This is a genomic window from Streptomyces sp. IBSNAI002, from assembly GCF_052244475.1.
Taxonomy (GTDB): Bacteria; Actinomycetota; Actinomycetes; order Streptomycetales; family Streptomycetaceae; genus Streptomyces.
On sequence record NZ_JBQPXG010000002.1, the window covers coordinates 2,776,736 to 2,796,089 of the forward strand.

Sequence of the window (19,354 nt, forward strand, 5' to 3'; positions counted from 1 at the left end):
GAATGAACGGCGTTGCCTGGCTTGATCTGACGTGCTCATGTCGCCAGGCTGTCACCCGGCGCCCATCCCCGCGAAACCTGGCGCCGCAACCATGGCCGCGCCCCGCCGGGGCCGCACGGCCACACCCCCCGCACCCAGGGAGCCCCTCATGGCACTCATACCCACCGTCTACGCGCGTCGAATTGGCGTGTTCGCATCAGCCGTCGCCCTCGCTTCCCTCACCTCCCTCGTCAACGCCCCCGCGGCCCAGGCCGCCCCGCCCGCCCCCATCAGCGCCTCGGCCGCCCGCTCCTACCTCGCCACGGTCACCCCGCGGGCGGAAGGATCCGGCAGCGGATACAGCCGCGACCTCTTCCCGCACTGGAGCACCGTCTCCGGCAGCTGCAACACCCGCGAGACCGTCCTGAAGCGGGACGGCGTGAACGTCGTCCAGGACTCCTCCTGCGCCGCCGTGAGCGGAAGCTGGTACTCCGAGTACGACGGCGCCACCTGGACCGCCGCCTCCGACCTCGACATCGACCACGTCGTGGCCCTCTCCGAGGCCTGGCGCTCCGGCGCCAACTCCTGGACCACCGCCAAGCGCCAGCAGTTCGCCAACGACCTCACCCGCCCGCAGCTCATCGCGGTCACCGACAACGTGAACCAGGCCAAGGGCGACCTCGACCCCGCCGAGTGGATGCCCTCGCGCGCCGCCTACCGCTGTACGTACGCGCGGATGTGGGTCCACGTGAAGCAGTACTGGGGTCTGAGCATGGACTCCGCCGAGAAGAACACCCTCGTGAGCGTGCTCGGCGGCTGCTGACCCGGGCTGCCGGTCATTTCCCCCGCCAGGGGGAGGCGGGGCTCCCCCTCCGCGTCGTACCGTGATCAAAGGGGCTACTGAGGAGGGGGAGTTACATGGCCGGACTGCGTCTGGGGCCGCTGCTGCGCCACGTCGACTGGGACACGGGCGGGTCCGCCACCATATGGGTCGAGGCGGACCGCCCGTGCACGGCCGAGGTGCGGTGCGCCGACGGGGCCGGCGGCAGTGTGCGCACCTTCCAGATCGCCGGGCACCACTACGCGCTGGTGCCGGTGACCGGGCTGACCCCCGGGACGGCGACGGCCTATGAGGTGCTGCTCGACGGGGTCCGCGTGTGGCCGCTGGCGGACAGCGGCTTCCCGCCGAGCACGATCACCAGCCCGGCCGTGGCGGGCCGTGATCCGGGGCTGCGCATCACCTTCGGCTCCTGCCGGCAGGCCGCGCCGCCCGCCGGCCGGCACGGGCCGCACGGGGCGGACGCGCTCGACACCCTCGCGGCGCGGCTGGCCGCCGACCCGGAGGCGGTGCGGCCGGACGTCCTGTTGCTGCTCGGGGACCAGGTGTACGCGGACGCGCTGTCGCTGGAGACCCGGCAGTGGCTGGCGGCCCGGCGGGACCTGCGGGACGCGCCGGGCGCCCAGGTCGCGGACTACGAGGAGTACACCCGGCTCTACTACGAGTCCTGGCTCGACCCGGAGATCCGCTGGCTGCTGTCGACGGTGCCGAGCCTGCACATATTCGACGACCACGACGTCATCGACGACTGGAACACGAGCGCGGCGTGGCTGGCCGAGATGCGGGCGACGCCGTGGTGGCAGGAGCGGGTCGTCAGCGGGCTGATGTCGTACTGGGTGCACCAGCACCTGGGCAACCTCTCGCCGGCCGAGCTGGAGGCCGACGGGCTGTACGGGGCGATACGGCAGGCCCCCGACGGCACCGACCTGCTGCGCTCCTTCGCGTCCGCGGCCGACGCCGATCCGGCGGCGGTGCGCTGGAGCTACCGGCGTGACTTCGGCCGGACGCGGCTGCTGATGGTGGACACGCGGGCCGCCCGGGTGCTGGCCGAGGACGGCAGGGCGATGCTCGACCCGTCGGAGCAGGCGTGGCTGCGGGAGAACGCGCTCGCGGGGCACGGAGCCTACGACCACCTGCTGATCGGGTCCTCGCTGCCGTGGCTGATGCCGCCGCTGATCCATGACGCGGAGACGTGGAACGCCGCGCTGTGCCGTGGGGAGCGGGGGCCCCGGTGGGCGCGGATCGGTGAGAACCTGCGGCGGCGCAGCGATCTGGAGCACTGGGCGGCGTTCCCGGCTTCGTTCGCGGCGCTGAGCGATCTGATCGAGGAGGTGGGGACGGGTCCGCGGGCGCCGGCGACGGTGTGCGTGCTGTCGGGGGACGTTCACCACGCGTATGTGGCCGAGCCGCACATACCCAGTACGGCGCGGGTCTTCCAGCTGACGTGCTCGCCGGTGCACAACTCCATCCACACGGCGGTGAAGCTGGGTTTCCGGCTGGGCTGGTCTCGGCTGGGCCGGTGGCTGGGGCGGGGCTTCTCGCGGCACGGGCGGACGGGTCGGCCGCCGCTCAGCTGGCGGCGTACGGGCGGGCCGTGGTTCGGGAACCAGCTGATGACGCTGGCGCTGGCGGGCCGGACGGCCCGGCTGCGGCTGGACCAGGCGCAGAAGGGCGGCAGGGGGCGGGACGGTGCCCGGCTGGTGACAGTCCTGGACCGGGAGCTCGCCGGGGCGGAGTAGGGTGCGGGCCTGGCCTCGGGTGTTGCGCCGGGTGCGGGATTCGGTGTGGCATCGGGGTCTGACGCGCCGGGGGGGCGGGGGCGCCCCGGGCATCCGGTGTGCGAACGCCGGGCGTACGCTGTATGGCTGTCAAGCCGCTCCTGCCGCTCCCCCGCGACGTCGCGGCGCTTCATGCCGCTGCACGTCAACCGGACTGGGGAGTCCCGCTTTGTTTGAGACTCTGGGGTCGCTGACCGCGAGCCCATGGATCTACGCCGTGGTGGCGGTGTCCGTCGTGCTCGACGTGTTCCTTCCGGTGCTGCCGAGCGGGGTGCTGGTGATCACCGCTGCGGCGGCGGCCGCGGCTGCCGGGGCGGCGGGGCCGGTGGCCGTGCCCGCGCAGGTGCCGGACATCCTGGCCCTGCTCGTGATCGCCACGACTGCCTCGGTACTGGGTGACATGGCCGCGTACCGGCTGGGCCGGCGCGGTGGTGCCCGGCTGGACCGGGCCATCGCCCGTTCCCGCCGGCTGACCCGCGCCCATGAGCGGCTCGGTACGGCTCTGGCCCGGGGCGGCGGCGCCCTGGTGGTCATCGCCCGCTTCGCGCCGGCCGGGCGTTCGGTGGTGTCGCTGGGCGCGGGCAAGACGCACCGCAAGGTGAAGGAGTTCCTGCCCTGGTCGATGCTGGCGGGCATGGCCTGGGCGGGCTATAGCGTGGCCCTGGGCTATTTCGGCACCCAGTGGCTCGGCACGCAGTGGCTCGGGACCGCGGTCTCCGTCGTCGCGCTCTTCGCCGCGGGCGCCCTGGCGGCCTTCCTCGTCCGCCGCCCGGCCGCGCCGGCGGTGGCGCCCGCGGCGTAGGGATCCGCCCCCGCCCTCCCCCGGGCGGAGCAGTGGCTCACCCGTTCACCCGGCCCCGATCGCCGCCCCCGGGCTCGGCTCCTAGCGTCCACAGCACGGTGCACAACCGAACCCGCGTCACATCCGTGCCGTGGCCGCGCCGTTTCGAGGAGCCGAGGAGTTCTCTCCATGCCCGCCAAACTGCCCGCCACACCCCATACCGCCGCCCTGCCCGCCAGGGCCCGTCGCCGCGTGTTGGCCGTCGCCGCCGTGACCCTGGCCGTCGCCGCAGCCACTCCCGTCACGCTGGCGTACGCCGCTCCCACCGCCACCGTCTCCCCCAACACCGTCGCCCCGGGCGGCCGGGTGTCCCTCAATCTCGAGGGCTGCGGCACCAAGGTCGGCCGGGCCACTTCCAGCGCGTTCGGAGAGGCACGCCTGACCCCCGGGAACCTGGAGGCCACCAACCTCTTCGGCAGCGCCACCGTCAACCGCAACGCCCGCCAGGGCACCCACAACGTCACCTTCGAGTGCGCACCGGGCGGGGAACGCGTCACCGTGTCCCTGAACGTCACCCCGGGCGCGGCGAACGGCGGTACGGGCGGCAGCATCGACTCGATGAGCCCGGGGCAGATCGCCATGGGCGGCACCCTCGTCGCGGGCGCGCTCGGCGCCGGCGTGTGGGTGATGCGGCGCCGAGCGGCCGCCTGACGACGTACCGCCCCGCTCACGCGGGGGCGGCGGCCTGGCCCCGTACGTGCATCCCGTCGAGGAGCTCGGCGGTGGCCTCGGCGATGGCGTCCACGGCCGCGTCGAACACCTCGCGGTTGTGCGCTGCGGGCGCCCGGAAGCCGGACACCTTGCGTACGTACTGCAGCGCGGCTGCGCGGATCTCCTCCTCGGTTGCCTTCTCGGGGATGGCGGGCGGGCGCAGGGTCTTAATGGAACGGCACATACCCCTAACTATCCCGCTAGCGGGGCAGCTCGGCCCCGGACAATTTCATGATCAATCCGGCTTGCAGCCGGCTCCGGAGCTCCGGGTCCGCGACCTCGTCCAGCAGTCCGATGGCCTGCTGAGTGGTCTCGGCGGCCCGCCGGTCGTCGCGCAGCGAGGTGGTCTGGTCGGCCATGTGCTTGAGCGCGATGTCGGCCCGCCGGTGGAAGAGCTGCCCGATGAGGGTGGTGACCAGTCCGAACGAGCTGGTCACGACCCCGAGGTACAGCTCCCCGCCGGTTTCCGCCTTCCAGACGGCGAGGGCGACCCCGGCGAGCAGGATCGCCGCCCCGACCCCGGCGAACCGCTGGCTGGTGGCGAAGCTGCTGCGGGCCTGTGTCAGCCCGTAGGCGTAGTACTCCACGAGGATCGGCGTGAACTCGTCGCGCCGGTCGCCGAGTTCCCCCGCCGGAGGGTGCTGGAGACCCCCGACATCATCGAACTTCGGGTTCCCCGTCGTGACGACGGCCGGTTCGGCGACGTGCGCGAGCAGCCGGGCCCTCTCCTCGGCCCGCTTCCGCTCGAAGCCCGCACCGACCGCCCGCTCCAGCACCGCCAACGCCGCGACGACCGCCGCGACCACCCCACCCCACGCGAGCCACTCGCCCATCCCCCGAGGTTCCCACGCCCCGCCCGTCCTGGTAACCCCACCGCAACTGCCCGCCGTCGGCGCGGCGGTAGTTCATGCGCCCATGGCCGGCGCGCGTGGACCGCCCGCACGGCTCCGCCGGGTTTCACCAGAATCGCCCGCCGGAACCCCATCCCCTCCGGGGACGCCGAAGCCCCCAACCGTGATCGGTTGGGGGCCTCTGTCGTGGTGGGCGCGGACGGTTTCGAACCGCCGACATCTGCTTTGTAAGCTCCCCCAAGCGCCGCGGTGACCTTCAGCAGTCAGCCTGCCCGCGCACCACCCTCCTCCACAGGATCAGCCGCAGGCAGTCGGCGTGCGCCGTCGTTGCCGTCGGTCGTTGCCGTCAGGCCTCATGAATTCACCGTGGTCGCCGGTGTTGGTGACGGAGTGTGAGAACAGGGGAGGAAGGGTGCCGTGACCTGTGATGATTCAGTTTCTCGAGGACTGGATCATGGCGGGGAGGAGGCACCCTTCCGGTGTCGAAGCTTACGGAGTGGGCGGAGGGCCTGTCGCTGTCGGCGGGCGGGCGGAAGCTGGTGGGCAAGGCCGGGATCGTGCCGGTGCGGCGGCTGGCGGACAAGGTCGGACTGACTGACGCGCTCAGCGGCGCGCTGGTGCGGCGGGACTTCCACCCGGTCCACGACCGGGGTGGGCTGCTGGTGAGCGCGGCGTGGGCGGTGCTGCTGGGGGCGCATTCGATCGCGGGCACCGCGGTGATGCGGCAGGCAGCGCTGGTGCTGGGCTGGCCGGCATCGGCTTCGACGTTGTACCGGACGCTGGAGGGGGTCGGCCCGGTCCAGCTCGCCAGGATAGTCTCGGCGCGGGCGAAGGTCCGCGCTCGAGTGCACGACCTGTTGGACCTGCGACCCGGCGGTTTCCCGTGGATAGGCGTGGACGGCCGCGCGTTGACCGGCTGGACGGTGCTGGACGTGGACGCCTCCTTCGTGCCCGCCCACTCTGAGAAGGAGGGCGCCGAGCCTCACCGCAAGGGCTTCGGCCTACACCCGCTGCTGGTCTTCTTGGACAACACCGACGAGCACCTGGTGTGCCGGCTTCGTCCGGGCTCGGCGGGAGCAAACACCGCGAGCGACCACATCGACGTGGCCACCGAGGCGGTCCGGCAGCTCCCCACCCGCCGCCGCAGGAAGATCCTCTTCCGTGCCGACGGGGCCGGTGCCACCAAGGAATGACTGGCATGGATCACCTCGGGCGGCGGCAACAAGGCCCACACCTGGGAGTACTCGGTTGGCTGGAGGCGCGAGGCGGACTTCTGGGCCGGCCTGGCCAAGGCCCCCGAGAAGCCCTGGACACCCGCGCTCGATGCTAAAGGAGATCCTCGCCAGGATGCCGCCCTGGTGGAGATCACCGACCTGCTCAACCTTGGTGAATAGCCGCCTGGCCTGCGGATCATCGTCCGACGCGAGCCCGTCCACCCCAAATACACCAAGGATCTCAAACCCTACGAGATCGCGACCGGTTTCCGGTACACGGCGATCGCCACGAACACCGTCGGTCGGCAGCTGCAGTGGCTCGATGCCCGGCACCGGACCCACGCGCACGTTGAGTCCACGATCCGCAGGTCGAAGGCCCTGACCCTGCTGTGGCTACCGTCGTTCAAGTTCGCCCTCAACCAGGCCTGGTGCACCCTGCTCGCCCTGGCCCTGGACCTGCTCGCCTGACCTGCAGCTCCTCGCACTCGACGGCCGCCTGGCCCGTGCCGAGCCCGCCACCGTCCGCACCGACCTGTTTCGACGCCCCCGCCAGACTGGTCGACCACGCCCGCCGTCGTGAGCTCAAGCTCGACCCCACCTGGCCCGCCGCCAGGCCCGTCGTCGCTGCCTGGGACCGCATCCAAGCCCTGCCCGACCCCGGCTGACCGGCAGGTCACCGCCCCCACGCGCCGGAAGGAGAAGACCCGCAGCACCCCCGGCGAGTGGACGCCGACGACACCCGGTGACGACACACGGCCCACCAGCCTGACCCACCACGATCAACCCATAGAGCGAATCACCAGGAACCGGACACCCCAGCCGAACAACTCACGCTGGCGCGCGCACGTGAATGATCGAGGCAGGGACCTCACCACGAGAACAAACCGGGTTGAACCGACCACCTCATGAACGCGACGTCATCACCGAGGGATCGAGGTCAGTGCGGATTTAAAGGCCAGAACGGCTTGATCGTGCGGTATTCCCATGTCCATTTCCATACTGGCGAGGATTTGCTCCGGGGTCAGGATTTCCATCCACGTGAGATGAGATTGCTCTGCGTCCGCTTTGTGCACACTGAGGTGGCAGTACGCGTAGTACGCTTTAACTTCTCCGATTGCCCATGTAGACAGCTCGCCGGAAACTTGCGCCAGGATTTGTTCAACATTTGAATATGGGAATCGAGTGCCCAGATTGGGAGACCACGCAATCTGATTCGGCCCCCGTTCAAGCCCTCGCCGAACACCGCCACCATTATCAGCAAGACTGCGTTGCCAAGCAGAGATCGTGGTGCTCATACGTTGCTGGGTTAGCCTGATCGAGGTCGCATGCTTTTGGTGCAATTCCGGATCCTTTTGCACCGCTGAAACCGCCTCAGTGTAGCGCCCTTGGAGCAGAGTCAGGATATCGAGTAGGGTGGCCGTCGGCTTCTTGGCCGAATTCTTCGAAAACTGTGACCTTGCTTCCAACGCCTCGGCCAGGCGCTTCAGTGCGTAGGATCTCATCCTGACCTTGCCGATGACTGTCATATTCGGCGAATTCTTGGCGCCGAGTTTTCTGACCTCTGCAATGTAATCTTTCAGGGCATTCTCGAGCAATTGACCGTGTGGAACCTCAGTTGACTTTTCCGTAATTTCGGAAAGTCGATCTTCGGCATCCTTCCGCTTACGCGCGAGCCGATTTTCGGCCTCCTTCTCCTTACGCGTGCGCGTAGCTGCAGTTGCTTCCTTAACCACCTTCACCCTTGCAGTCTTCCGCGCTATCTTCTCGAGCACACTTCCTACTTGTAGGCGCTTGGCCGCTGCAGGGTCGAGCTGTTTGGCCCCCTCCTTGTACTTCTGGATCGATTGAAGCCATCTGTTCTCGTTCGCTATCACATACTCGGAGCTGGATTGACTCATTGCGGTAATCACCCTCCCGAGCTCCTCCACTCTGCCCTCTAGCCCCTTGCGTTTGAGTTTTTCATCAGCAACACTCTTCTTCTTCAACTCCTCGGCCAGCGCTTCTTCGTGGTCGCGTCGCGTCTTCTTAAAAAGATCCGGGGAATATTCCCAGAAACGCTCCTTTTCGGCACGCACAAGATTCCCGTAGTGAAGGAATACTTCACCTAGTCCGCTACCCTGGCCAGCTAGGTACTGCTGCATAGCTGACAGAATTTTGGAAGATTCGGCAGAGGATGGTGGGATCCTCTTCACTCCGAGACTCTTGCAGTACGCAATAAAGTGTCGCGATTTGGTATTCTCGGCACCGAAAAGCAGATTGATGTCGCCCAATTCCTCCACCCCCGCCACATACACCGATCGCCATTCGGCGTTTTCGTAACTCAGATGTAGCGGCATCTCGCTGGGCTGTTGCATTTAAAATTCCTCGAATCGATTGATCAGAAATGCGCGGAAAGCTCCACTCATTTTGCTACATGAGTAATACTGGATTTGCTATTTGAGGTCTATGACCCAATGGGCAAAGGATCGAGCAAACCTGTCGCTCAGGTTGAACTCGTATGCCGTTCTGGTGAGGTCGCGCAGGTGGCGGGCCGTACCAACTGACCCTGAAGGGCCCGACGGCCGACATGCTGTACCAGGGGCCGCTGCTCCCCTGGAGCAGGGACCTGCTGATGCGCCTGGTCAACTTCGCCAGCGCCCAGAGCGAGGGCTTGGCCCTGGCCTGGCTCGTCGGCTGCCTCGGCCCCGACGTCCCCGTCCCGGCCCCGTTCCTCACCGGCCTCCAGGGCGCGGGCAAGTCCACGGCCGGCAAGATGCTCGCCCGCATCATCGAGGGCATGAGCGGTGACCTGCGCCGCCCGCCCAAGGACGAAGAGAACCTGATCACCGCCGTTGCCGCCGGGTGGATCACCGGCCTGGACAACCTCTCCCACCTCGGCCCGGACCTCTCCGACCTCATGTGCTGCATCGTCACCGGCGCCGAGAACATCAAACGGGCCCTGTTCACCGACGGCGACGTCGTCCGCTCCCGCTACCGCCGCCCCCTGCTCCTCACCGGCATCGACGTCGGCGTCATCCGCCCCGACCTCGCCGAACGCCTCCTCCCCCTCCGCCTGGAACGCCCCCGCATCCGGCGCACCGAGGAGGAGCTGTGGAAGGACTTCGCACGGGACCTCCCCGTGATCCTCGGCTCCGTCCTCGACCTCGCCGTCAGCGTCCGCGCCGCCCAGGCCGACATCCCGACCGACCTGCGCATGGCCGACTTCGCCCACCTGTGCGCGCAGCTCGACGCCGCCCGCAGCTTCGGTGCGCTGGACGCCTACCGGACCAGCCTTGACGACCTCAACGACGACGTCATCGAAGGCGACCTCCTCGCCCAGACCGTCCTCAAGCACGCCGCCGACATCGAACCCGGCACCGAGACCCGGATGACGTCCGCCGAGTGGCTGCACGCCCTCACCCAGCTCTACACCGGAGACGACTTCCGGCCCCAGCCCAAGGGCTGGCCCACCACCGGCAAAGTCCTCTCCGACCGCCTCAAACGCCTCCAACCCGTCCTCGCCGCCCGCGGCGTCCTCGTCGACTGGGGCCGCACCAAGGCCGCCCGCTACATCGCCATGGCCAGGCCTCAGCCCCCGCAGGACGCGCAGCAGGACCTCTTCTAAATGCCGCGCCAACGGTCCGGTCGCACAAGCAAGAGGAGCACCCCCGCCCTCGCGGCCCGGTGCTCTTCTTGTTCTTCGGCGGCCGCGCCGCCGCCCGAAGGGCGTGCCGCTCTGCGGCTCCGCATTTCGCCCGAAGGCGCACCCAACAACAGAGACAAGCCCTTTCTTTTTTCCTAAGTAGGAAGACGCTGCGTCACCTGCGTCACGACGGCCCCGAGAACCGGCCCTGACCTGCAACAACAACGGTGACGCAGAGCCCCATTTTCTGCGTCACCGTTCGTCATCTGCGTCACCCCATGACGGACGGCTGTGTCACCGGTGACACAGCCCCCAACCCCCTGCGTCACCAAAACCCGCAGGTCAGGGCCCTGAATGACGCAGATGACGCGATGACGCAGAAATCCCAACCTCGGACACACACGCCCTGACCACCGCTGCGGAGGCCGCTGTGAGTTCCCCCCTGCCCACCACGCACCAGGCCCTGACCGTCCCCGAGGTCATGGCCGCCCTACGGCTCAGCCGCTTCACCGTCTACAACCTGATCCGCTCCCGCGCCCTGCGGAGCTTCACCGAGGGCCGCTCGCGCCGGATCCCCGCAGACAGCGTTCGCGCCTACCTGGAAGCCAAGTTGGAGGAAGCCGCCTGATGGCACGCAAGAGGAACCCGAACGGCGCCGGCAGCATCTGGCAGCGCAGCGACGGGCGTTACGAGGCGCGCGTCTACGTCCCCCAGCCCGACGGCACCCGCGCCCGGAAAACCGTGTACGGCAAGACGTGGGCGGAGTGCGACGCGAAGCGGCAGGAACTCGTGCTGCGCGACCGCCAGGGCATCCCGACGCCCACCCGCTCGGCCAAGCTCTCCGAGTGGTTGCCGTACTGGCTGGAGACGTTCGTCAAGCACGACCGCAAGAAGACGACGTACGCCAAATACGAGACGCACGTCCGGCTGTACCTCATCCCGCACCTGGGCTCCAAGCGCCTGGAGACCCTCGGCGTACCGGACGTGCGGCGCCTGTTGACTGCCGTCACCGCCCAGGCCTCCGCCGCAACTGCGAAGGAATCGCACCGCGTGCTGCGCAGCGCGCTCACCGCGGCGAACCGCGAGGAGCTGATCAGCCGCAACATCGTGATGCTCGTGCCGGCGCCGCGTGTGGTGCAGCGCGAGTTGAAGCCGTGGGACCTCGACGAGACGCTCACGTTCCTGGAGGCCAGTCGCCGCGACCCGCTGTACGCGGCCTTCGTGCTGGCGGTGGCCCTGGGCCTGCGCCGGGGCGAGATCCTCGGGCTGCGCTGGTCCGACATCGACCTCGAGCGCCGGACGCTGACCGTGCGGAACCAGATCCAGCGCGTGCAGAAGGAGCTGTACGCGGACTCCACCAAGAACCGGCGGAGCCGGGTGATCCCCCTCCCCCGGATGTGCGTCGCGCCCCTGCGCTGGCAGCGCATGCGGCAGGTCGCGTTGCAGGCCACAGCCAAAGACAAGCAGTGGGAGGAGAGCGACTACGTGTTCACCACCCGCACCGGTCGGCCGATCGAGCCGCGCAACATCAGCCGGTCTTTCGAGCGGATCGGCCAGGACGCCGGCCTGCCGCGGATCCGGCTGCACGACGCACGCCACGGGTGCGCCACGCTGCTGTTCGCAGCCGGGGTGCCGCCTCGGGTGGTGATGGAGATCCTGGGGCACTCGCAGATCGCCGTCACGATGAACATCTACACCCACGTGGCCGACGGCGGCCGGCGCGAGGCGATGGGGCACATGGACCGTATGCTGCGCCGTCGGCGGCCGAGCGAGTGAGGGACTGCCGTCACTTATAGCCGTCAAAGGCCCCCAACCAAGATCGGTTGGGGGCCTTTGCACTGGTGGGCGCGGACGGTTTCGAACCGCCGACATCTGCTTTGTAAGAGCCTCGGACAGCCGAGTCGCGCCTTTACGTCCGGAAGTGGGCGAAACGGCACTCAGCCCTTGCGGGACATGGGTTCCGACTGCCGGATGAGGCGTCTTCGCAGGTCAGGGTGTCGTACTGCCGCCAGTCGAGGCCCTGACGGACGGTCCGAGTCCCACCTCATGTGACCTCGTCTGCCCTTATCCGTCCCCGCCCGTCTGTCCCCGTGGTGTCCCCAGGAAGGGCCCTGTCCCCACCCTGTCCCCAGGGCGTATCCAGGTGCCCCAGGCAGGAAGACCGCAGGCCCCGCACGGACGGTGCGGGGCCTGCGCGGGGGAAGATCAGGCTGCCGCTGGGGCGGCATCCGATGGACTGGGGACCAGGGTGAGCTGCGGTGCAGCCAGTCCTTCGGACGGCTCGGTCAGGTGGTCTCCGCCCTCCGGGTCGGGGGCCGAGGGCGGGGCGTTCTTCCGGGGTACGACGGCGACCGTCGCGTCTGCCTCGGCCTGGGCGAACTGGGGCATCAGGCTGGTGTACGTGTTGGCGGTGAGGGAGTAGGAGGCGTGCCCCAGGAGTGCCTGGATGGCCTTCATGGACAGGCCGGCGGCGAGGCTGAGGGAAGCGGCACAGTGGCGCAGGTCGTGCAGGCGGATCGGCGGCAGGCCCAGGCGCTTGATGTGGCGGCTGAACGCCTGGCTCATGGAGTCGGGGTGCCAAGGGCGGCCGTCGATCTGAACGTAGACGTACCCGGTGTCCATGTACGGGTCGTACTTCTTCGGGTCCTCACGGTGTTTGGCCTGCCACTGGGCCTTCTCCATCTGCTGGGTGTCACGCAGGGCGACGTGGAGAGCCAGGGTGCTGCCGTCGAGGGTCAAGGTCCGGTTGCTCGCCCGGCTCTTCGGGGTCTCCGCTCGGACCTCATGCTTGCGGTTGGTGACGAGGGTGTGCGAGATGGTCGCGGTGGCCTGCTCGAGGTCGAGCTCGGTCCAGCGCAGTCCAGCCGATTCGCCTCGCCGCGGCGCCCGGAACACCTGCATGTGCCAGGCGGGGTAGAGACGGTGGTCGGTGCTGCGGTCAAGGAACTCGCCGGTCTGTTCCGGGGTCCACACCATGACCGAGCCGGGGACCTCGCCAGTGGCGCGCCAGCGCGCCACTCGTGCGTCCGTCCAGACCAGCGGCTCGGGGGCCTCGTACTTGGGCAGGTTGACGTGCTCGCAAGGGTTCTCGCTTAGGACCTTGGTGTTGACCGCGTGCTTCATCGCGCCGGACAAGGTGTTGAGCAGCTTGAGCTGGCGGCCGGGGCCGGTGTTACGGCGGGGCTCGGCCAGGGCGTCCTTGAGCTTGGCCCGCGCGGCGCTCCACGCTGCGCGGAGCTCATGCGGGCGTGGGCGTGGCGCGTCCTTCCAGGCCGAGTGGGCGGCGGTGCAAACGGCACGTGCCTGGTCGGCGGCAACCTGGTTGGCGGCCTTTATCTCGTTCTGCGCCCAGATGTCCGCGAAGACCGCCTGCACGTGCGCGGTGCGGAGCTCGCGGAGAAGGCGGTGTCCCAGCGCCGGGATGAAGATCCTCTCAAGGTCGTCGGCGTACTCCTCCTTCATGGTGTCCTTGAGGTCCGCGCGGTTGGCGATCCAGGTACGGAGGAAGTCAGCGACGGTGACCTTGTTCTCGACGTCAACGCCGTCGGATGCCTCATCCCACAGTTTCTGGGCGGCCTTCTCGGCCTCCTCTTTGGTGAGGTGGCCGCCTTTGCGGGGGCGGCGCCGGTCGCCCTTGGCGTCGTCAGGGAGGTGGACGTAGTAGTACCAAGAGCCGTGGCCCTTCTCCCGCTTCTTGAGCCGCGGGCAGTCGTCCTTGAGTTCCCGCATGACGGGGTTGCCCCTGGCGTTCAGGATGGGCGCGCCGGCCTCATCCAGTTTGGGCGTGGTGCAGCCGCACCTTTTGTAGATGCTCCCCTTGAACACGTGGTGTCCCCCCGTCTGGCCTGGGCTGTCCTTACGTGTCCTCATCCTTCTGTAGCGAGCGGGACGCCTCGTTGGACACCGTAGGCTTCTGGTCAGGTGGCGCGGGGAAGAGGGATGTGACCACCTATGTCCTCATCTGCGGTTGTGAGCGCGGAGGGTTCTGCGCGTGGGGCGCGGGGCTCCGGGATGACCATGACGGATCTCCTTGAGCTGCCGCCGGCGGTGAGCGTGGCGACGGCCGCGCGGGCGCTTGGGATCGGACAGGACAAGGCGCACGCGTTGATCAAGGGCGGGGCGTTTCCTGCCCGGGTGATTCCGCTGGGTGCGACGACGCGGGTCGCGACGGCGTCGCTGTGGGAGGTACTGGGCGTGCGAGCGTGAAATGCGCGCTGACCTATATTTGATGGCTCGACCTGGCGACGGTCGAGCCATCAGGCATTTCACCCGGGATGGCAGCCCAGAGCGAGCGGTTCCAGCCGGGGCGCCTTTGTGACCTTCATCACTTCACTACAACCCTTCGGTGCGCTCACCTGCCGATATGCCGCAGGCAGGCAGTTGCAGGCGAGCTGCGAGTTATGCCTCACAGGCGTTGGCCTATTAGATAGAGATCAGCACCTCATCGACAGTCGATCAGGGCGGGACCGATCGGAGATCAGCGGGATATGGCGAGGCTGTGCGGATACGCCAACGGCGGGGGCGGACTCGTCCACGCAGAAGCGGCGTTCCTGCGGCGCGCAGCATCACGGCTGTCCATCGTCGATCCGCCGGAGTCGCAGAACACGGTGGCCGAGTGGGTGAACCAGACGGGTGGGCGCACTCCCCTGGGCGGGCTGTGGCGGGGTGACACCCTGATGAAGACGCTTTCCAACCCTCGGATGGCTGGCCTCGACAGTGAGGGCAATCCCATCGAGGGCTTCGGAGACACCGTGCTCACGCCCGATGAGCAGCGGGGCCTGCTGGAAGCGCGTGCCGCTATCCGGGGCGAACCGGTACAGCGACGCGAGTCCTACGACTACCTGCTGACCAAGGGCATCGCCGACTGCGACGAGTGCGGCTTCGACCTGACCGGCGGCCGGGTCCACGCCGAGGCGGGACCGAACTACCGGTGCCAGGACTGCGGCAAGATCCGCATGGATGCTGATCGACTTGAGCCGGTTGTGGCCGCGGAGGTCCTTGCCGATCTGCTCCGTCCGGGCCAGCACGAGAAGCTGCTTCGCCTCCAGCAAGACGCCCTCGAAGAGGCCGAGAGGCTGGCTGCCCACATCAAGGACGCCGACAGCCGGTTCGCCTCCCTGAAGGCTTTCCGCGACCAGATGGTGCCGGACGCGTACAAGGCTGCGGAGAAGGCGACCAAGGACGACCTGGCCGCTTCTCGGGCCCGCCTGCGGTTCCTGGAGCAGATCACGGGTGTCCCGCTGTCCGACCCTCGCGACGTGGTCGGCTGGTGGAACACCGCACCGCGGGCGAGCCAGCGGGGCCTGGTCATGCTGTCGGTGGCGAAGGTGCACGTCCTCGCGGCTGGCGGCGGAGCGGTTGACCCGCGCAGCCGGATCCGCATCGACTGGCGTACGTCGGTCAGCTGAGCTGGAAGTACGACGAGGCGGGCCCCGACCATCGGTCGGGCCCGCCTCGTCGTACTGCTCAGCGCAGCCAGGTGAAGACCGCCCCGGCGAGCACGGCGCCGAGCGCAGCCCCCGCCAGGACCTGGGCGGGGGTGTGGTCGCGCAGGACGACGCGGGACCAGCCGACGAGGGCCACCAGCGGCGCGGCCGCGAGCACCCAGGGGCCGTAGGCGAGCGCGAGCATGACCAGCGCGCCGGCAGAGACGGCGGTGTGCACGCTGATCTTCCAGGCCGTGGTGATGGCGAGGATCGCGAACAGTGTGGCGAGCATCGCAACGATGAGCGCGGTCATCTCGCGAGGCGCACCCAGGGTGACCATGAGCGTGATGCACGCGGCCACAGAGACGAGGATGCCGGGTATGACGATCAGCCGGTCCTGACGGCGGCGGACGTGCCGGTCTCCCCAGTAGCCGCGACGCTGCCCCCACTTGATCCACAGGATGGGGATAACGCCGCAGAATCCGGCGGCCATGAGGCCCCAGCCGACGCCGGCAAGGTAATCAGCGTGCCAGCCCATCAAGACGGTGACGGCGATGATCCACGTACGGGGTTCGAGGACGTCGGTACCGAGCGCGGTCAGCGGGGTCTTCGTCTCGGTCGGTGCGGGAGCGGGTGGGGCGGAGGTGGTAGTCATGCGGGCTGCTCCTGGTGCTGGCGTACGAACGCCGTGGTGCGCGGGTCGCGGAAGGCTCGGGCCAGCCCGAGCGCCTTGCGTACCTCCGCGTCGAATTCGGTGTCCTGCTCGTCGGCGGCCTCTTGCGACGCGTCCGCGCGAGGCTCCGCGCCCTGGACGGCAGCCAGCCAGGCCACGCGTATCCACATGGCTTCGGCGAGGCGGGCGGTGACGTCCGGGCTGAGTCCGGCGGTCTGGGCTTCGCGGTGGGCGGCAGCGAGCAGCTCTGCGGATGCATGCGCCCGCAGGATGAGGACGACGTCCCAGATTTCGATGAGTCGCCGGTGCAGCTGAAGGCGTGGGCTTCGACCGACGGGCTCGTCCAGCACGACGCCGGGGGCCGCCTCGATCAGCTGCGCCCACAGGGGACGTACCTCAGTCAGGGCTCGCCGGTAGGTGATCGTGCGCCACAGCACGCCCACCGCGGGAACGGAATTGCCGAGGATGATCAACGCGATGCTCGTGTACTCGACCAGGTCGGCCACGGACTGGGCGGTGTCGTCATCCGCGACGAAGGGAACCCCAGCCAGCCGGGTCGTCATGTGGCCGATCCGCCAGCTGGTGTAGATCGCTCCGAAGGCGGCTCCGACTCCCAGCAGCCGCAGGCCCGCCCTGAGCGAGGTTCCGGCGGCGCGCCGCCCGTAGGAGAGGAACAGCCACGACGCGATGGTCATCGCAACGGTGAGGTACCCGAGGAACGTCAGGCAGTAGGCGGTGCCCATCGGCTGCCCGAGGTTCGCCTCGAAGAAGTTGTGGGTCTCCACCGGGCGGGGGGTGAGCGCGAAGAACACCACCAGCAGGGCCGAGCCGACGGCGGCGCAGGAGTAGAGCAGCGGCCGGCCCCACCGAAGGGCGTCCGGCTTGGCCATGGCGATGACGAAGAAGAGCACTGCGGTACTGCCGCCCATCCCAAGGATGTGCTGTAGCACGGTGGCGAGATTGTTAATGCCGGTAGGCAAGATCACGATGCTCTTCACGGCCGGCCGGGCGATCGTGGAGGCCACCGCTACGCAGGCGAATGCGGTCCACAGGGGACGCTGCCTTGGAATTCGGATGGCTGCGGGCAGGCGCCAAAGGGCCACTACCCAAAGGGCGATGACTACTGCGGTTTTGATGGGTCGTACTTTCTTACTGGGTGGGGTGACCGAATGCATCGTTGAGGCGTTCCAGGACATCTGATCCGTCGCTGGTCCTGGAACGCGCCTCAGTTCGGCTGGCTCTCTCATGAATGAGGGTGGCCAGGCCTTCGGCATCGGCTTCTTGAGGCGCGGAGTATTTGGTCCGGCCGAGCAGCGCGAACATGGCGTCCGCGTCGAATCCCGACGCCTCGTCCTCGACGGTGGTCTCGGTGACTGCGGCTCGGATCCGGGCAGCTTCCGCCCGCAGTACCGCTGCTGCGGGCAGAGCGGGGGCCGGTGCCCCGAAGGCGTGAGCCTCGTCCGCGAGGAGGGACGTCATCGCTTCGGTGGTCAGTCGTACGTCCTCGTCGCTCGGTGTGATCGATGCGTGGACGTCGAACTCGGGGCCTCGGTGGTTCAGCAGCATGTGAGCCAGTTCGTGCAGGACGATCTGTGTGCGCAGGATCGGACTGGCGGCCGGCTTGTAGAGAATGTGGTCGGCCTCACTCGTGCTCATCCACATGCCGCAGGGAATCAACGGGTTGATTTCCTTGAGTTCGGCGATGATCAGCGGGCGGCCGCGCTCTGCCGATACGGCCTCGAGAAAGCTGTGGAGCTCGAACGGTCGCGGCATCTGGAGTTTCGCCACGAGTTCGGCGAGTGGATCACTGCGACGTCGTCGCCTGCTCCACCACATGATCCCGCCCCGCAATCCGGCCCTTGGCCGGACTCACCGACACTGCTCCCCTGGTAACGCCTGGTTGTTCCGGCGTCGTGGCCAAGAGTAACCGCACCCACTGACACCCTTCGCCTTATTTCACCTGGCGAAACAAGCGGTAAGACGCGGTGGCGATAACCAAGATCGCTAAGCGTGCGACGAGCGGGACTTGCGGTCGGCAACATCCGCCAGTCCCTCCGAGGCGCGCATGCCCTCAACGAACCCGGCGATCTTGTGAAGCGACGCTGTGGAAAGGTCGTTGAGGCGGAAGGCGATCGCCCGGACGTCGTTGTCCTCCAAGACTTGGGCGAGGCTCTCAACCTCTCTTGCCCGTTCGGCAGCCGCCTTGAGCTCGGCCATGCGCCGGTCCGTGAGTTCGGCCACGTCGTCGTCGAGGAAGTACGCGACGGGGACGCCGAAGAACTTCGCCAGCGCCCGGAGGCTGTCCACGCCAGGGTTCCGCGTGGTGCCGTTGCGGATGTTGCTGATGCTCGCGTGGGTCAGGGTCGGCTCGCCCGGGGCTGCCTTCTCGGCCATCCTGCGTGCGATCTCTCGCTCGCTGAAGGGGTCTTGGTCCTTCGGGTGCACTTCCCGGATCAGGTGGTCAAGTCGGTCGCCGATCACACCACGGCTGGGGGGAGCGTCCTTCCCCATGGCCGTCCTATCTGCTCTCGCCCCTGGCGGGGCTGCCCTGCTGGTTCCCCCAGGGTATCTAGTCTGCTTAACGGTTCCTCAGGCACCCCACCCCGTGCCTGTCTTGCTGACTTGACAGTGTGTCGGTCCCCGGACGTATGTTCTGTTGTTAACGACCCCTCTCAGGTGAGCGACACGCGCGTGACCTGGGGCAACCGTGTTCCACGCAGGGGCCGCCCTCCTCTGCCCGGCGCTGCGGCCCGGGCCCGACATCGGAGCAGTACGTGCTTTCACGCCGGACGCAGTTACGCGACGCTGGCCGCCTGTGAGGTGGTCACCTCGCCTCGTGGACAGCGAGGCCGAGGAGAAGAATGCCGCCCGACTTCCCCGCGACCGACCCGATCCGCCACAAGCGGACCCCGGCCGGCGGGCCAGCCTCGGCGGCCGCCGTCCAGGCCCGGGAGATCAGGCTCCCTCGATCCGGACGGCATAAGAACGGCGTCCGCGGGGGGCGCCGGGGCTATCGAGGCGGGACCGTACCAATGCCTCGACCGACCCTTGGGGGGCACGTGATCGACGTGCAGCGCGTCATCGCGCTGTCTCAGCAGCCACGGCAGGGAGGCGCGGCCGGCACACCGGCCGACGCTTCGCGCGCCCTGATGATGCTGAGCGATCTTGGCCACATGACCGAGCCGCTCGCGCGGCCGATCGCGTGGAGCAGCGCGGCGTGCCGGTCGGCCGCCGCGGCAATGCAGAGCGCAGGCTGCCCCGACAGCCTGTGTAGAACCTGTCCGATCCGCCACGACTGCGCCGCCGCCCTGCTTCCTGGGGCCCCGGCGGAGGTTCGGGCGTGGCGTGAGCGCGTGGAGGCCGGGGGGCTACTGGCCGCGTAGGGCTCAGCTTGAAGGGGCGCCAGATCGCTGGCGCCCCT

General features: G+C 68.5%; 19 protein-coding genes and 1 pseudogene. 12 read left to right on the plus strand and 8 right to left on the minus strand.

What is annotated here, in order from left to right:
- Positions 1-157: 157 nt before the first annotated feature.
- The 4 genes from ACTVZO_RS13390 (at position 158) to ACTVZO_RS13405 (ending at position 4,087) form a co-directional block, all read left to right on the plus strand.
- Positions 158-802 carry an HNH endonuclease family protein gene (locus ACTVZO_RS13390; protein ID WP_443303159.1) on the plus strand — a complete coding sequence of 215 codons (645 nt, stop codon included), beginning with the start codon at positions 158-160 and terminating at the stop codon, positions 800-802.
- 95 nt (positions 803-897) lie between these two features.
- Positions 898-2,556 (plus strand): alkaline phosphatase D family protein, encoded by a 1,659-nt coding sequence (locus tag ACTVZO_RS13395; protein ID WP_443298592.1) that lies wholly within the window; start codon positions 898-900, stop codon positions 2,554-2,556.
- 208 nt (positions 2,557-2,764) lie between these two features.
- Positions 2,765-3,397: a DedA family protein gene (locus ACTVZO_RS13400; protein WP_443298593.1), complete on the plus strand. Its 633-nt coding sequence runs from the start codon at positions 2,765-2,767 to the stop codon at positions 3,395-3,397.
- 168 nt (positions 3,398-3,565) lie between these two features.
- Positions 3,566-4,087: a hypothetical protein gene (locus ACTVZO_RS13405; RefSeq protein WP_443298594.1), complete on the plus strand. Its 522-nt coding sequence runs from the start codon at positions 3,566-3,568 to the stop codon at positions 4,085-4,087.
- Positions 4,088-4,103: 16 nt separating this feature from the next.
- Here the strand turns inward: ACTVZO_RS13405 and ACTVZO_RS13410 are convergent, their stop codons facing one another.
- A complete protein-coding gene (locus ACTVZO_RS13410) occupies positions 4,104-4,331 on the minus strand; it encodes a DUF2277 domain-containing protein (protein WP_443298595.1) in 228 nt (75 codons plus the stop codon).
- Positions 4,332-4,347: 16 nt separating this feature from the next.
- Complete coding sequence (locus tag ACTVZO_RS13415) at positions 4,348-4,980, minus strand: TRADD-N-associated membrane domain-containing protein (protein ID WP_443298596.1); 633 nt, start codon at positions 4,978-4,980, stop codon at positions 4,348-4,350.
- 497 nt (positions 4,981-5,477) lie between these two features.
- Between ACTVZO_RS13415 and ACTVZO_RS13420 the strand changes: the two genes are divergently transcribed.
- A complete protein-coding gene (locus ACTVZO_RS13420; RefSeq protein ID WP_443298597.1) occupies positions 5,478-6,191 on the plus strand; it encodes a transposase in 714 nt (237 codons plus the stop codon).
- Between the two features lie 524 nt (positions 6,192-6,715).
- Complete coding sequence (locus ACTVZO_RS13425) at positions 6,716-6,877, plus strand: hypothetical protein (protein ID WP_443298598.1); 162 nt, start codon at positions 6,716-6,718, stop codon at positions 6,875-6,877.
- Between the two features lie 255 nt (positions 6,878-7,132).
- Here the strand turns inward: ACTVZO_RS13425 and ACTVZO_RS13430 are convergent, their stop codons facing one another.
- On the minus strand, positions 7,133-8,566 hold the full coding sequence (locus ACTVZO_RS13430; protein WP_443298599.1) for a hypothetical protein: 1,434 nt from the start codon (positions 8,564-8,566) through the stop codon (positions 7,133-7,135).
- A 248-nt stretch (positions 8,567-8,814) separates the two neighbouring features.
- On the opposite strand from ACTVZO_RS13430, the pseudogene ACTVZO_RS13435 reads away from it, so the two are divergent.
- From ACTVZO_RS13435 to ACTVZO_RS13445, 3 genes and pseudogenes are all read left to right on the plus strand, one after another.
- A pseudogene (locus tag ACTVZO_RS13435) lies at positions 8,815-9,816 on the plus strand (ATP-binding protein); the annotation flags it as partial.
- Between the two features lie 448 nt (positions 9,817-10,264).
- Entirely contained in the window at positions 10,265-10,462 is a 198-nt protein-coding gene (locus ACTVZO_RS13440; protein WP_356810335.1) for a helix-turn-helix domain-containing protein, read from the plus strand.
- Positions 10,462-11,610 (plus strand): site-specific integrase, encoded by a 1,149-nt coding sequence (locus ACTVZO_RS13445; protein ID WP_443298600.1) that lies wholly within the window; start codon positions 10,462-10,464, stop codon positions 11,608-11,610. Before ACTVZO_RS13440 ends, ACTVZO_RS13445 begins: the two co-directional genes overlap by 1 nt.
- Positions 11,611-12,039: 429 nt before the next feature.
- Here ACTVZO_RS13445 and ACTVZO_RS13450 read toward each other — a convergent pair whose 3' ends face one another.
- A complete protein-coding gene (locus ACTVZO_RS13450; protein WP_443298601.1) occupies positions 12,040-13,563 on the minus strand; it encodes a site-specific integrase in 1,524 nt (507 codons plus the stop codon).
- A 282-nt stretch (positions 13,564-13,845) separates the two neighbouring features.
- On the opposite strand from ACTVZO_RS13450, the gene ACTVZO_RS13455 reads away from it, so the two are divergent.
- Together ACTVZO_RS13455 and ACTVZO_RS13460 are read left to right on the plus strand one after the other, a co-directional pair.
- Positions 13,846-14,040 (plus strand): DNA-binding protein, encoded by a 195-nt coding sequence (locus tag ACTVZO_RS13455; RefSeq protein ID WP_443298602.1) that lies wholly within the window; start codon positions 13,846-13,848, stop codon positions 14,038-14,040.
- 281 nt (positions 14,041-14,321) lie between these two features.
- The gene (locus ACTVZO_RS13460) at positions 14,322-15,242 is read left to right on the plus strand and encodes a hypothetical protein (protein WP_443298603.1); all 921 of its coding nucleotides are present in this window, start codon (positions 14,322-14,324) and stop codon (positions 15,240-15,242) included.
- 58 nt (positions 15,243-15,300) lie between these two features.
- On the opposite strand, the gene ACTVZO_RS13465 is transcribed toward ACTVZO_RS13460, so the two are convergent.
- The 4 genes from ACTVZO_RS13465 to ACTVZO_RS13480 all read right to left on the minus strand — a co-directional run bounded on the left by ACTVZO_RS13465 (position 15,301) and on the right by ACTVZO_RS13480 (position 18,444).
- Complete coding sequence (locus ACTVZO_RS13465) at positions 15,301-15,915, minus strand: phosphatase PAP2 family protein (protein WP_443298604.1); 615 nt, start codon at positions 15,913-15,915, stop codon at positions 15,301-15,303.
- Positions 15,912-17,108, minus strand: coding sequence for an MAB_1171c family putative transporter (locus ACTVZO_RS13470; protein ID WP_443303160.1), 1,197 nt, complete (start codon positions 17,106-17,108; stop codon positions 15,912-15,914). The genes ACTVZO_RS13465 and ACTVZO_RS13470 overlap by 4 nt, the downstream gene beginning before the upstream one ends.
- Positions 17,083-17,721, minus strand: a complete 639-nt coding sequence (locus ACTVZO_RS13475) for a hypothetical protein (RefSeq protein WP_443298605.1) — start codon at positions 17,719-17,721, stop codon at positions 17,083-17,085. Before ACTVZO_RS13475 ends, ACTVZO_RS13470 begins: the two co-directional genes overlap by 26 nt.
- 216 nt (positions 17,722-17,937) lie before the next feature.
- Positions 17,938-18,444 carry a helix-turn-helix domain-containing protein gene (locus tag ACTVZO_RS13480; RefSeq protein WP_443298606.1) on the minus strand — a complete coding sequence of 169 codons (507 nt, stop codon included), beginning with the start codon at positions 18,442-18,444 and terminating at the stop codon, positions 17,938-17,940.
- Positions 18,445-18,992: 548 nt separating this feature from the next.
- Here ACTVZO_RS13480 and ACTVZO_RS13485 point away from each other — a divergent pair.
- Positions 18,993-19,316: a hypothetical protein gene (locus tag ACTVZO_RS13485; protein WP_443298607.1), complete on the plus strand. Its 324-nt coding sequence runs from the start codon at positions 18,993-18,995 to the stop codon at positions 19,314-19,316.
- Positions 19,317-19,354: the final 38 nt, after the last annotated feature.

What these genes read in the sequence shown, in the direction of transcription:
- ACTVZO_RS13395 (WP_443298592.1), top strand. Translation starts at nt 898, where the DNA reads ATGGCCGGACTGCGTCTGGGGCCGCTGCTGCGCCACGTCGACTGGGAC.
- ACTVZO_RS13405 (WP_443298594.1), top strand. Translation starts at nt 3,566, where the DNA reads ATGCCCGCCAAACTGCCCGCCACACCCCATACCGCCGCCCTGCCCGCC.
- ACTVZO_RS13410 (WP_443298595.1), bottom strand. Translation starts at nt 4,331, where the DNA reads ATGTGCCGTTCCATTAAGACCCTGCGCCCGCCCGCCATCCCCGAGAAG.
- ACTVZO_RS13415 (WP_443298596.1), bottom strand. Translation starts at nt 4,980, where the DNA reads ATGGGCGAGTGGCTCGCGTGGGGTGGGGTGGTCGCGGCGGTCGTCGCG.
- ACTVZO_RS13430 (WP_443298599.1), bottom strand. Translation starts at nt 8,566, where the DNA reads ATGCAACAGCCCAGCGAGATGCCGCTACATCTGAGTTACGAAAACGCC.
- ACTVZO_RS13445 (WP_443298600.1), top strand. Translation starts at nt 10,462, where the DNA reads ATGGCACGCAAGAGGAACCCGAACGGCGCCGGCAGCATCTGGCAGCGC.
- ACTVZO_RS13450 (WP_443298601.1), bottom strand. Translation starts at nt 13,563, where the DNA reads ATGCGGGAACTCAAGGACGACTGCCCGCGGCTCAAGAAGCGGGAGAAG.
- ACTVZO_RS13455 (WP_443298602.1), top strand. Translation starts at nt 13,846, where the DNA reads ATGACCATGACGGATCTCCTTGAGCTGCCGCCGGCGGTGAGCGTGGCG.
- ACTVZO_RS13460 (WP_443298603.1), top strand. Translation starts at nt 14,322, where the DNA reads ATGGCGAGGCTGTGCGGATACGCCAACGGCGGGGGCGGACTCGTCCAC.
- ACTVZO_RS13465 (WP_443298604.1), bottom strand. Translation starts at nt 15,915, where the DNA reads ATGACTACCACCTCCGCCCCACCCGCTCCCGCACCGACCGAGACGAAG.
- ACTVZO_RS13470 (WP_443303160.1), bottom strand. Translation starts at nt 17,108, where the DNA reads ATGCATTCGGTCACCCCACCCAGTAAGAAAGTACGACCCATCAAAACC.
- ACTVZO_RS13480 (WP_443298606.1), bottom strand. Translation starts at nt 18,444, where the DNA reads ATGGGGAAGGACGCTCCCCCCAGCCGTGGTGTGATCGGCGACCGACTT.